Annotated in this window: 8 protein-coding genes and 1 pseudogene; 8 read left to right on the top strand and 1 reads right to left on the bottom strand. The window is 41.0% G+C overall.

Annotated features, from left to right (window positions below):
* Positions 1–104 precede the first annotated feature (104 nt).
* Positions 105–2,270: an NHLP family bacteriocin export ABC transporter peptidase/permease/ATPase subunit gene (locus tag AB0756_RS09680; RefSeq protein ID WP_038078527.1), complete on the top strand. Its 2,166-nt coding sequence runs from the start codon at positions 105–107 to the stop codon at positions 2,268–2,270.
* A 615-nt stretch (positions 2,271–2,885) separates the two neighbouring features.
* On the opposite strand, the gene AB0756_RS09675 is transcribed toward AB0756_RS09680, so the two are convergent.
* Entirely contained in the window at positions 2,886–3,575 is a 690-nt protein-coding gene (locus AB0756_RS09675) for a hypothetical protein (RefSeq protein ID WP_038078525.1), read from the bottom strand.
* 530 nt (positions 3,576–4,105) lie between these two features.
* Here AB0756_RS09675 and AB0756_RS09670 point away from each other — a divergent pair.
* The 7 genes and pseudogenes from AB0756_RS09670 (at position 4,106) to AB0756_RS09640 (ending at position 12,572) form a co-directional block, all read left to right on the top strand.
* The gene (locus AB0756_RS09670; RefSeq protein WP_038078523.1) at positions 4,106–5,479 is read left to right on the top strand and encodes a sulfatase; all 1,374 of its coding nucleotides are present in this window, start codon (positions 4,106–4,108) and stop codon (positions 5,477–5,479) included.
* A gap of 12 nt (positions 5,480–5,491) precedes the next feature.
* Positions 5,492–6,490, top strand: a complete 999-nt coding sequence (locus AB0756_RS09665) for a formylglycine-generating enzyme family protein (RefSeq protein WP_038078521.1) — start codon at positions 5,492–5,494, stop codon at positions 6,488–6,490.
* A gap of 1,408 nt (positions 6,491–7,898) precedes the next feature.
* A complete protein-coding gene (mddA, locus tag AB0756_RS09660; RefSeq protein WP_038078616.1) occupies positions 7,899–8,681 on the top strand; it encodes a methanethiol S-methyltransferase in 783 nt (260 codons plus the stop codon).
* A gap of 389 nt (positions 8,682–9,070) precedes the next feature.
* Positions 9,071–9,343, top strand: a pseudogene (locus AB0756_RS09655) (sensor histidine kinase); the annotation flags it as partial.
* 167 nt (positions 9,344–9,510) lie between these two features.
* Positions 9,511–10,269: a 3-oxoacyl-ACP reductase family protein gene (locus tag AB0756_RS09650; RefSeq protein ID WP_038078517.1), complete on the top strand. Its 759-nt coding sequence runs from the start codon at positions 9,511–9,513 to the stop codon at positions 10,267–10,269.
* Positions 10,270–10,311: 42 nt separating this feature from the next.
* Positions 10,312–10,581, top strand: coding sequence for a hypothetical protein (locus tag AB0756_RS09645; protein WP_137986411.1), 270 nt, complete (start codon positions 10,312–10,314; stop codon positions 10,579–10,581).
* A gap of 500 nt (positions 10,582–11,081) precedes the next feature.
* Positions 11,082–12,572, top strand: coding sequence for a PrsW family glutamic-type intramembrane protease (locus AB0756_RS09640; protein ID WP_167844614.1), 1,491 nt, complete (start codon positions 11,082–11,084; stop codon positions 12,570–12,572).
* Positions 12,573–12,600 lie beyond the last annotated feature (28 nt).

Genomic DNA, 12,600 nt, shown 5'->3' with positions numbered 1-12,600 from the left:
ACTTATCAAACTTAAATCCCTTCCGTAAAAGAAAGCCACCGTTAGAATTAGAAACAGCAAAAAGTCAAAGTTCCTGTCGCGTCAAAACTCCGAGCCTCTTGCAAATGGAAGCCGTGGAGTGCGGTGCAGCTGCTTTGGGAATTATTTTGGCTTACTACCATAAAATTGTTCCTCTAGCAGAATTACGGCAAAATTGCGGCGTTTCCCGTGATGGTAGTAAAGCTTCCAATATTATTAAAGCTGCCAGAAACTACGGAATGCAAGCTAAAGGTTTTAAAAAGCAGTTGGCACAATTAAAAATACTCCGCCCGCCGTATATTGTCTTTTGGAATTTCAATCACTTTTTAGTAGTTGAAGGATTTAAAAAAGATTGGGTTTATCTTAACGATCCAGCTACAGGTCCAAGGCGAATTTCTTTACAGGAATTTGATGAAGCTTATACGGGGGTAGTTCTCGTGATGGAACCAGGAACAGAATTTCAAAAAGGAGGTCGCAAGCCTAGCTTAATCGGCTCATTACTCGCTCGTTTGCAGAATTCTTGGGGACCTATTCTTTATTGTTTGCTAACGGGATTTTTTTTAGTGATTCCAGGGTTTGTCCTACCAGTTTTCAACCAGGTATTTGTAGATAATATCTTAGTAGAAAATCGTACAGACTGGCTTCGTCCCCTGATTTTGGGGATGACAATTACTATGGTTATTCAGGCATGGTTGACATTACTCCAAAGACGCTTTCTCCGGAAACTGAATATAAAATTATCGGTAGAAATGTCAGGGCAATTTATTCATCATATTTTGCAATTGCCAGTAGGATTTTATGCTCAAAGATTTGCCGGAGAAATTAGCAGTCGGATTAAGATTAATACTAAAGTAGCTGAAGTGTTATCGGGTCAATTAGCTAGAACTGTTATTGATAGTGTGATGCTGGTATTTTATGCCACAGTCATGTTAGCCTACGATCGTATGCTAACTGCGATCGCTATCTGTTTTGCTGCCATTAATATATTGACATTGCAAGCAGTTTCACGACAACGTACAGATATTTATACGCGAACCATCCAAGACAGAGGCAAAGTAGCAGGTACTGAAATCGCCGGTCTCCAGAGCATGGAAACTCTGAAAGCATCAGCATTAGAATCTGATTTTTTTGCCCGTTGGTCTGGCTATTACACCAAATTTATCAACGGTCAGCAAGAACTAAGCATTACCAATCAATTCTTAGGTCTTTTACCTACATTTTTAACTGGTTTGAGCTCTCTAGCAATTTTAGCGATTGGGGGGCTACGGGTGATGGATGGACACTTAAGTATTGGAATGTTAGTTGCTTTTCAAAGTTTAATGACAAGCTTTCTCACTCCAGTAAACTCTCTCATCAATTTTGGCAGTACCCTTCAAGAACTAGAAGGTGACTTGAACCGCTTAGATGATGTGTTGCAAAACCCTATCGATCCAGAATTAGACAGTCAAAATTTACTTATTTCGCCAAAACCGCTACAGTATGCTTCATACTGCCAACTTCAGGGATATGTAGAATTAAAAAATGTCAGCTTTGGATATTCGCGAACCGATCCTCCCCTCATTCAAGATTTAAGTTTTCAGATCAAACCAGGAGAAAGGGTCGCCTTCGTTGGGGGTAGTGGTTCTGGTAAATCCACAGTTGCCAAATTAGTCGCAGGGCTTTATCAACCTTGGTCCGGTCAAATTCTCTTTGATGGTATTCCCAGAGAACAAATTCCCAGAGCAATACTATCTAATTCTCTGGCAATGGTAGAACAGGAGATTTTTTTGTATGCTGGAACTGTCCGCGAGAATTTGACCTTGTGGGATGACACAGTATCTAATTCTCAACTAGTGCGAGCATGCATTGATGCGGCAATTCATGAAGTGATTCTAGCCTTACCTGGAGGATATGAAGGAAATCTTTTAGAAGGTGCGGCTAATTTTAGTGGCGGACAACGCCAGCGTTTAGAAATTGCTCGTGCATTAGTCAACGACCCCACAATTTTGATCGTAGATGAAGCCACCAGCGCCTTGGATGCAGAAACAGAAAAAATTATTGACCGAAATATGCGCTATCGTGGTTGTTCTAGCCTGATTGTGGCTCACCGCTTGAGTACCATCCGTGACTGTGATGAAATCATTGTTCTCGAACAAGGCAAAGTCGTACAAAGAGGTACCCACCAACAGATGTCACAACTTGACGGTCCTTATGCGCGGTTAATACAGTCAGAACCAACGAACAGCTGCTGCGGTTATGACTCGTTTATTTGAGATGGTGGCTAAACCATTGGCCATTATAAGCTTAATTTCCCCCTCTATTTCCCCTTAACCGAGCAGTATTAAATCATATCTTTACTACTTTTCTCAATTACTTACCGCTATCTCCACAGTTTCTTCATTTTTTTTGGATAAATTCAAGACTAGTTTCTCTTGATAAAGTTTGTTTTTCAGGCACTGGTGCGGACGATCTCCCGCATCTTTTTTTATTTCTGCAAGCACATGAATTACCACGATGCATGGTTGATGGAGAATTTCGTGCAATTCATTAAAATACCCCTCAGGTATTACCTAAGGGGAGGTTAGCATAAGTGTTTAGAAATAAAGAATGAGTTATATAGTAGCGTTATGAGTAACGCTATTGTTAACTGTAATTAACAAAAATGAAGAAGTTGTGGAGATTTGAACGCATCCCAACTAACCTTGCGCTACAGTTGGGGATGCGTGCGCGTTAGAACCCATAATATTGGGAAATTGCAAATTTTTCTACTTTTGATAATTGTCTCCACAACTTCTTCATTATTCCATATCTAAATGTAAGTATATAGTTCCTCTTAACAAGGTTTGTATCTGTAGGTAGGGGTGCGGAAAGTTCATCCGCACCTTTTTCTATGTTTCACTCATTTTAACTTCGTGATTATCTATAAGGACTAACCGCCCTTCTTTGTATGCCGATCGCAAGGCTATAGCTTCAGCTACAATATGCTGGGCGCTTAATCCTTCTTCATCTATCATTTTTTGTAAAGCAATTCCCGTCCGTTCGTCTGGTTCGTGAATGGGTGGAATTTGGCAATACCTCCTCCCATCACTTGTTCGCCTCCAAATACTGGGTTTTTCAGCTTTCGGTTTTCTGGAAGTACGTTGTTCTTTGATTAAAGAACGAACAGCCTCTTGTGTGATTGCTGTTAAGTCTAGAAGCTTGTCTATAACAGGCTGGTACTTCTTGCTGTTTTCCGCTAACTGATACACGGTTCTTGGCTCTATGTGTGCTAACTCACAAGGCAAAAATTTCCCAAATGCAGCAGCTATTTTGAGATACCTTTTTTCCTCGCCTTTCCAGTCTTTCTCTATAAGTAATTTTTTATACTCTTTTACCGGGAGCTTTCGTTTTCGCTCGGCTAACCAAAAGGCATGATGCAAAATGGCCTTAGTCACTTCCGTCAGGGTTGGGAAGGCGAAATTTTCATGACTGCTACTATCGATTGCATTTTCTTCAAAATACTGTTGCTCAAACTCAGAGGGTGTTTTAGATGGTTTGTCAACTCGGGTTGCGATCGCACTTTTTACTGGGGTCATCATAATTATGGAATTCTCTGGAGGGAAAAAATCACTGCTTATTATCTATTGCCATTTAAGTTCCAACTTCTCTGTGTACTAGAGAAGCGCCTCACCTTAGTCCTTGACTAATATGCTAATATGTGTGATGCGGCCAAACATACAAGAAACTCCTACCCCAGTTGAGGGTGATAGCCGAACAAAAACTCTTTCTAATAGAACAATTGTACTATTTAATAGAAAAGATAAATCCCCAAAATTACTTATTTTTTCCATAAATTAGAGAAATAATTATACATAAGTTAGAACCGTAGCCTCACAATCTATACTTTTGTTTGAGAAATACTTGCCTCACATACACCCCTTATGCAATGATGTCTTCATTTGCAAACTAAATACTGTTATTCCATGCATTTACCGTACTTTTGGCTTTGCATGGTGCGAAATTATCTTTAATCGACGGATGAAAAATGCCTTGGTACTTGGTAATTGAAACAATCAAATTTTGATGACTGTGACTGAGGCAATCAACACAACAAACACGAAATAGGGATATGCACAAAGATCTACCAGAAGCAATTAGTCGGCGCAAATTTTTAGGCACTGCTATTGCCACTACAGCCATAACGATAGGAGCTTCGAGCGTTTTTTCTTCTGTTTCTGCCAAACAACGGCGTCCAAATGTAGTGTTTATTTTAACGGATGACTTGGGCTGGGGCGATCTGAGCATTTACGGACAGACAAATTATCAAACGCCAAATTTAGACCAACTGGCGCAAGAGGGTACAAGATTTACTAATGCTTACGCAGCACAAACCGTTTGTACGCCAACACGTGTAGGCTTTTTTACAGGTCGTTATCCAGCCCGATTGCCAGTTGGTCTTCAAGAACCCTTAGCTGGGGGAGAAACTGTAGGATTACCGCCCGAACACCCTACAATAGCTTCTCTTTTAAAAGCTAACGGTTATGAGACAGCATTGGTAGGTAAATGGCATACTGGCTTTTTACCCAATTATGGTCCTTTAAAAAGCGGCTTTGATGAGTTCTTCGGCAACTATAGTGGAGCAATTGACTACTTCACCCATAAAACTGGCAATGGATCTCTTGATTTTTACGAAGGTGAAGAGCTTGTAGATCGATCGGGCTATACAACAGATTTATATACCGAGCGTGCTGTTAACTTTATTAAAAGACCTCGTACTCGTCCGTTTTATCTCAGCCTTCATTACACTGCACCACACTGGCCTTGGGAAGGACCGGAAGATGAAGAATTAAGTAGAACTTTTTACAATTCCAATAGCTTTACTGCAGGAGGCTCGCCAGAAACTTATGCTGCAATGATGAAAAGCCTTGATGATGGAATTGGTAAAGTCCTGACAGCTTTGGAAGAGTCCGGGCAGGCTGATAATACAATAGTGATTTTCGTTAGTGATAATGGAGGAGAAGAGTACTCTAATTTTGGTCCCTATCAAGGTAAAAAAGGTAGTTTGTATGAAGGTGGCTTGCGAGTCCCTGCTATTATTCGCTGGCCGGGAGTTATCCCATCCAATCAAGTGAATACTCAAGTGACTATTACGATGGATTTAACTGCAACAATTTTGGCAGCAACTGGCACTAAACCCGATCCAAACTATCCTCTTGATGGGAAGAATTTGCTGCCTGTCGTTTTAGGCAAAAAAGCTGTTTACCCGCGATCGCTATACTGGCGCTACAAAGCCTATCGCCCCGGTTCTTCACAACCACTTCAAGCAGCAGTCCGCAGTGAGGATTGGAAGTACTTAAAGCAAGGAGACAAAGAGTACTTGTTTAACCTTGCTACCGATGAAGGCGAACAAACAGACCTCAAAGATGATTACCCTGACGTATTAGAAGAACTTCGCACTAAATTTCAAGCGTGGGATGCACAAGTATTGCCTTATCCGGCTTAAAGAAAGCGAGTTATGCAAGAAAGATTGTGCCAAGAGAATTTAAACCATAACCTTGGTAAACAAAGAACACTCAAACCTCCTCAAAAACCAAGCGATCGCGATATGGTTTGGATACCGGGCGGGACTTTTATGATGGGGTCCGATCGCCACTACCCTGAAGAAAGCCCAGCTCATCTCGTTCGTGTCAGTGGTTTCTGGATGGATCGCTATGCAGTTACCAATAAACAGTTTCAACGTTTTGTCAAAGCCACAGGCTATAAAACTGTTGCAGAACGGCAACCAAAGCTAGAAGATTACCCAGGTGCTATCCCGGAACTGCTTGTACCAGGCTCGGCTGTCTTTCAGCAACCAAATCAACCTGTCAATTTACAAAATTGTAACTGGTGGGTTTACGTCCCTGGTGCTAACTGGCGACATCCTACAGGACCGGACAGTTCTATTAAAGGGAAAGAAAACCATCCCGCAGTACATATTGCGTATGAAGATGCTGTAGCGTATGCAAATTGGGCTGGTAAATCACTTCCAACAGAGGCAGAGTGGGAATTTGCGGCTCGTGGTGGATTGGATAATGCTGTTTATGGGTGGGGCAATGAATTTGCCCCTAAGGGCAAGCGGATGGCAAACACTTGGGAAGGAGAGTTTCCCTGGCAAAACCTAAAACCAAACCCTCCTGGAGCAGAACCAGTTGGTTTGTATCCTCCCAACGGTTACGGTTTATATGATATGGTAGGCAACGTTTGGGAATGGACAACAGATTGGTATCAAGACCATCACCCAGAAAACAAATCAAAACCTTGCTGCATTCCCACCAACCCTAGAGGTGCAACAAAAGAAGAAAGTTACGACCCTACTGTACTCCAAGCTCAAATACCAAGAAAAGTCCTCAAAGGAGGTTCTTTTCTTTGTGCGCCCAACTACTGCCAGCGTTACCGACCAGCAGCACGACATCCAGAAACAGTTGATACCTCAACCTGCCACATTGGATTTCGTTGTGTAGTCCGCGTAGGTTGATTGCAAGGTTTTCCATAAAATAGATTGTCCATTGTCTGGGGCGGGCTAGAAAGCTTGCCCTTTCAAACATTCAGGAAATCGAGCAGTTTTTTCAAAAGAACTTACTCTATTTTGTCCCTCATATCAACTGAAGTTTTTCTACACGCTATCTTCATTTTTTCTCTTTACACTTATAAATATTCCTGGCAGTGGTACGGAAACCCCTTCCGTACCATTATTTATTGGCTTTACTAACCTTTTTAATAAAAAGAACGTTGCAGCAAGCACTACAACGTTAGAACATGAAGAATATTTAGCTAAATATTAATTCTAACCGTTATAAACAATACAATTGATAACTTACTCCTTTTGGTAGATTAGCAAAAAAGTTTTTTCTAGAGTGATAATTAGCAGGGAGATACTTATCGAGATCGAAATTCTTCATTTACAATCATTACAATTGCTAATGGATATGCGGCAGTGATAGGGTAAGAATCTATGAAAACAAGTTCTCGGTAGCAAGAACTATAAATGTTGATTTATACTGAGTTTATATATTTAAGATGAGTCTAAAAATTTCACAATACGTTATACAGCAATTTCAAAACTGTGCTTTAAAAGCCTACAAGCATGGCAAATTAGTGGAGTCGTGTGGACTAGTTTTACAGATGTACAATCACTTCTCAGTCGCACAAGAAGATAGTTTATTAATAACGCGCTACGGCTTAGGTATAAAATATAACGCAGATAAATCCTTTCAATACTTACGATTGTTGAACCCACAAGGTAACGACTCAATAGAGTTTTATTATCAGTCCGTACAAGGCTATACAAACGCAGTCCGAACACATATTAAGGCAATGAACTTATACTTATCTATAACTCAAAAATATATTTCAAAAAATCAACATTAGACGATAGTAAGGTCAAGCCAACAGCCAGTCCAAAAACTTGGAAATATTCTCATTATACTAATTTCCTACAGCTTTGAGACACTGTTGGCGAAATATTGCTTTAACATTGAACGGATGGAAAAGCCCATTTTTCAATTCAAATTGGGATTGAAGTGTTTTCTAGACTGCTCCTACCGTGTAATACAAGGATAGGAACTCTTCTTTACATGTAATACACGATCAAAGTCGGTAAAACATCAATGAACTGGAGTTTTTCGGCTCGTATTTCTTGAGAGCGACTGGGGACGTCATCGCTCTTCGATAGCAACCGCAAGTACGCTCATCCCGCGCTTAAAGATGACAAAATATGACCTAAATTTTTCTGAAATTTCTTAATTTTCTCAAAAATCTGAAAAAACATACCTGAATTTCACTAAACTTTTGAAGAAAAAATTTGAACAGAATAGCAATAGAAAGCAACGAAAACGTTGTCAACATTTTCTGTAAACGCTATTTTTCAAATTCAGGAGCCGCTTATGAGTGTACAAACTCTTCCTTCTATGCAACGAAATAAGATAGCTCGACTGGCAGCGTTTTTCTACGGTCTGGTCTGCTATGCAATTTTCTTGTTCGCGTTTCTTTATGCCTTTGGATTTGTGGGAAATTTTGTTGTTCCCCATTCTATCGATTCAGCACCAGCGATCTCCTGGGCTAATGCCTTGCTAGTTGATGCTGCTTTGCTAGGTATTTTTGGCATTCAACACAGTGTCATGGCTCGTAAAGGCTTTAAAAACTGGTGGACTCAGTTTGTACCAAAGCCAATTGAACGCAGCACTTATGTTCTGTTTTCTAGCCTTTGCTTAATTGCTCTGTTCCATTTCTGGCAACCCATTGGGGGCGTCATCTGGAATATAACAAACCCTATGAGCGTTCTTATTATCTATGCTTTGTTTGCGTCTGGCTGGTTGCTGGTGCTAGTATCAACGTTTTTGATTAATCACTTCGATCTATTTGGTCTGCGCCAGGTTTGGCTCTACCTGCAACGTCAAGAATATACCCATCTCGCGTTTGCAACACCAGGTCTTTACAAATATGTGCGTCATCCCCTCTATGTCGGTTGGTTTCTTGGCTTCTGGTCAACTCCGACGATGACCGTGACTCACCTAGTTTTTGCATTAATTACAACAGCATACATTTTAGTTGCTATTCAGTTTGAAGAACGCGATCTGGTAAATATTCACGGTCAGGCGTATGCCGATTATCGTCGCCGAGTTCCAATGCTGGTTCCTTTTACTCATCGCCGTCAGCGCGAACAATAAAGCTACGCCGCTCTTCAACTTCTTGCACTTGTGGTTGAAGGCGATCGCATCCAGACAAACGTGATTCAACTTACTGTTGGATAGCTTAAGTAGGTCGGCATTAAAAATTATCGTCATAACAAGGCAGAAGGGAAAAGGTTTTTCGGCTACTTTACTTTTCGTTACATAGTTCGGTTTTTTTGTGCCTCTCTACTTACTTAAGCGGGAATACTATATAGCAAGTCTTGAGACAATTAGTATGAAACACAGATATCAAAGCATATAATAAGAAGCTTTTGATCCTTGTGCCTTTTTGCACTCAATATATGTATAATATTTTACAATTTACTTTTAACAAGCCTACCTAATGAAGAAGCGTCACTCTCGCACAATTAAAGCGTTACCATTACAATTTGTTCTCATTTGCAATCACAGACAACGGACCGGGAATGCTCCAACAAGTAAAAAACCGCATCTTCGATCCCTTTTTCACGACTAAACCTGTAGGCAAAGAAACAGGTATGGGTATGGCCATCAGCTATCAAATTATTACCAAAAAACATGGTGGCATACGCGAATGCTTTTCCACAATTGGTCAAGGAACTGAGTTTATGATTCAACTCCCCATCCACCGAAAATCTTCTCGTACTTTGACCGATCCCTTAACCAAAATCCAACCATAACCCGACCAAAAGTTAATGGAATTTAAAAGCTTTGAGTGTGACTTAAAAGAATTGTTTGCTGTGAATATTGTAATATTGGTCTTTATGCTTGAATTTAGCGATCGCTAGTTTTAGCCCGGAGATGCTTCAAGCATGAGACACACAGCAAATTATCTAATATCCGATCTATGGTATCGAATATGAATAACACACTCAAGAATAAACGCGCACTTGTTACAGGAGGGAGTCGAGGCATCGGGGCTGCTATCGTCAAGCGTTTGGCCAATGAGGGAGCTGATGTTGCCTTCACCTATACCAGCTCGCCCGATCGAGCCAAGGAAATTGCTGATGCATTGCAGGCACTGGGAGTTCGGGCTTTGGCTATCCAAGCCAACAGTGCCGAAGCCAGTGAGGTAGTGGCTGCTGTTGAACACACAGTGAACCAATTAGGTGGCATTGATATCTTAGTTAATAATGCGGGTGTGCTGGCGATCGCACCTATCGATGATTTCAAGCTTGCGGACTTCGATCGAACTTTTGCAATTAACGTGCGTGCCGTGTTTGTGGCAACCCAAGCTGCAGTGAAACACATGAAAGAAGGCGGACGCATCATCAATATCGGCAGTACCAATGCCGAACGTATGCCATTTACAGGTGGTAGTGTTTATGCTATGAGCAAATCTGCCCTACAAGGGCTTGTACAAGGACTGGCGCGGGATCTCGGTCCACGCGGAATTACAATTAACAACGTGCAGCCCGGACCGATCGCTACGGATATGAATCCTCCGGAGGGTGAGTTTGCCGAGATGCTCAAAAAGCAGTTTCTGGCACTGCCCCGCTACGGTACAGTTGAGGAGATTGCGGGGATGGTTGCTTATCTGGCTGGACCCGAAGCCGGGTACATCACTGGGGCAAACTTAATGATTGACGGAGGATTCAGCGCCTAACTACCAGAAGTGTGAGGAAGCCTTTGTCCTCAAGTATTGCTGATGTGTTGTAAGGATGAGCAACATGCTTTCGTCCTAAGTTATCTAGTTGCGATCGCAGTACCGCCTGTTTTTGCTCAAAATTACAGGCAATGTTATGACATTCTAGCCAGAGGTAAATATCCTCAAGCAGAAAAATGCCTTTCTAGGTTAATTGCTCTATATCCCGAAAACGCAAAAACACAATTTTTGAGCTTAAACCAATGCGATCGCACTGTCTTAAACTTATCCGTCACAGTCAGTATAAGTCGTCATTTCCCAGTGGAAAGGTAAATAGATAAATTCGGGCTCCGGGTTGTTCCCTGACTCAAGGGTTGCACTTTTGCTCTAGAACTGACTGAGAACGCGATCGCTATCCATCCCGCTTCACCCACTCCTCTCTTGGATGAGTCGCTTATATAGAAGGGGTCCGATCGCAATCGCTTAAATTTGCTTCCATTTTGGCTTGTAACTTAGCCACCTGCACAGCTATCCTCTATAATGTGTCACTCTTACAAATGAATTGGCTGCCATATTTCGTATAGGAGCACGTGAAGAAGAAAACGTTTTAACACGGAATCAATATGCGATCGATCTAACACAATCTTCAATCTAGATTTTTTGTAAAATCCGGAATGTCAAATACTAAGGCTGTATCAAAATTTGAGCGCAACCATTTTGCTTACCTCCAATTACAAATTATAAATTATTAATGATTTGGTTAACTTGTGATGTCCCAGGGGACTCCGGTCAAAATTTTGAAGGTATATACTTTAGCCAGACCATAATAACTAATGACTAAGAACTTTCAAATTCAATTAAGTTGGAAAGATCCAGTGACAGGAGAACAGAGAGAACCACGTTTAAGTTTACCCATAGCCTTGGGTCGAGAGTTCTCTCAGATGCCCGTCGAACATAACGGTAAGCGCGTCGCACGAATGCTGCTTAAGAGTCACCAAGTTTCTCGCTACCATGCCTTAATTGACTGTGAACAAAATCATTTAGTAGTCATAGATAGGAACAGTGCTAACGGTACTTTTGTCAATAGTCAACGTCAAACACGTTGTATTTTGACAAGTGGTGATATTTTGCAAATAGGTTCCTGCACAATTACTGTCAGCTTTGACTCTCGTGAGTTTCTACAAGAACCTAACGACAGTGTTAGCATTGACTCTCATGAGTTTCTACAAGAACTTAGCGACAGTGTTAGCATTGACTCTCATGAGTTCCCACAAGAATCTAGCGACAGTCTTAGCATTGACTCTCATGAGTTCCCACAAGAATCTAGCGACAGTCTTAGCATTGACTCTCATGAGTTCTCACAAGAATCTAGCGACAGTGTTAGCTTGAACTCTCATGAGTTCCCACAAGAATTTACTAACAATAAAACTTCGATATCATCTTTACATATTCCTACGGCTCATTCTCTTAGCCTGACAGAGATATTTCCTGTTATCTCAAACAAGCTTGACTTATACCAAAGTGGCTTCCTAATACCAGGTCTTATTACAGTACTGTTTGTAGTAGGAATGTTAGCTACTAGAAATAGTGATAAATTCTTCTACATTTTAGCAGCTTACTTAGCTATCTCAAGTCATTACTTTATACATAAAATTTGCCATAAACATAAGCCTTGGTGGTTATTATTCAGCGTAGGTTTAGCTACAGCTCTACCCCTTTTAGGTGGATTGCATTTATTTTCATCTCATCATGATGATAATTTTTTTGAGATAATTGTTAAGACTTTTTTAGGACAAGGATTATCAGAAGAACTTTTCAAAGCATTTCCAGTATTCTTAGTCTACTTAATAGGTAGATTACTTTCATCACCTAAAAGGGAAAGCATTGGGATATGGGAGCCAATAGATGGAATACTTTTAGGAACAGCCTCTGCAACTGGATTTGCTTTAGTAGAGACTATGATGCACGTGCATGAAGAGATTGAAAAAAGCGGTCATTTTGCAGGATTAACACTTTTAATTCCCCAAATTTTAGGAGATATTTCCGGACAGGTAGCATACAGTGGCTACTTTGGCTACTTTATTGGTTTGAGTACGCTGAAAAAATCATGGCGTTGGCAGCTTTTAGGAATTGGCTGTATGACTACAGCTACCATACACGCTATTGGGTCTATTGTGACTACATTGCAAGAGAAACAACAGCACAAGTACCTTGCTAGTATAAGCTTAGTTATCATCGGTTCTTTAGCTTACGCTTTTTTGATAGCAGCGATCCTTAAAGCCCGTCAACTTTCGCCAAAGTTGCAAAAATCTATTTCTCACTAACGTGAGTTCGACAGACTTCACCCTCCCG

It is taken from the genome of Tolypothrix campylonemoides VB511288_2 (genome assembly GCF_045999855.1).
Classification (GTDB): domain Bacteria; phylum Cyanobacteriota; class Cyanobacteriia; order Cyanobacteriales; family Nostocaceae; genus Scytonema; species Scytonema bouteillei_A.
The sequence above is the reverse complement of the archived record's forward strand: the minus strand, read 5'-3'. Positions and strand labels throughout refer to the sequence as shown.

Coding starts and splice junctions, on each gene's coding strand:
- AB0756_RS09680 (WP_038078527.1), top strand. CDS start 105: ATGGAAGCCGTGGAGTGCGGTGCAGCTGCTTTGGGAATTATTTTGGCT.
- AB0756_RS09675 (WP_038078525.1), bottom strand. CDS start 3,575: ATGATGACCCCAGTAAAAAGTGCGATCGCAACCCGAGTTGACAAACCA.
- AB0756_RS09670 (WP_038078523.1), top strand. CDS start 4,106: ATGCACAAAGATCTACCAGAAGCAATTAGTCGGCGCAAATTTTTAGGC.
- AB0756_RS09665 (WP_038078521.1), top strand. CDS start 5,492: ATGCAAGAAAGATTGTGCCAAGAGAATTTAAACCATAACCTTGGTAAA.
- mddA (WP_038078616.1), top strand. CDS start 7,899: ATGAGTGTACAAACTCTTCCTTCTATGCAACGAAATAAGATAGCTCGA.
- AB0756_RS09650 (WP_038078517.1), top strand. CDS start 9,511: ATGGTATCGAATATGAATAACACACTCAAGAATAAACGCGCACTTGTT.
- AB0756_RS09645 (WP_137986411.1), top strand. CDS start 10,312: ATGTGTTGTAAGGATGAGCAACATGCTTTCGTCCTAAGTTATCTAGTT.
- AB0756_RS09640 (WP_167844614.1), top strand. CDS start 11,082: ATGACTAAGAACTTTCAAATTCAATTAAGTTGGAAAGATCCAGTGACA.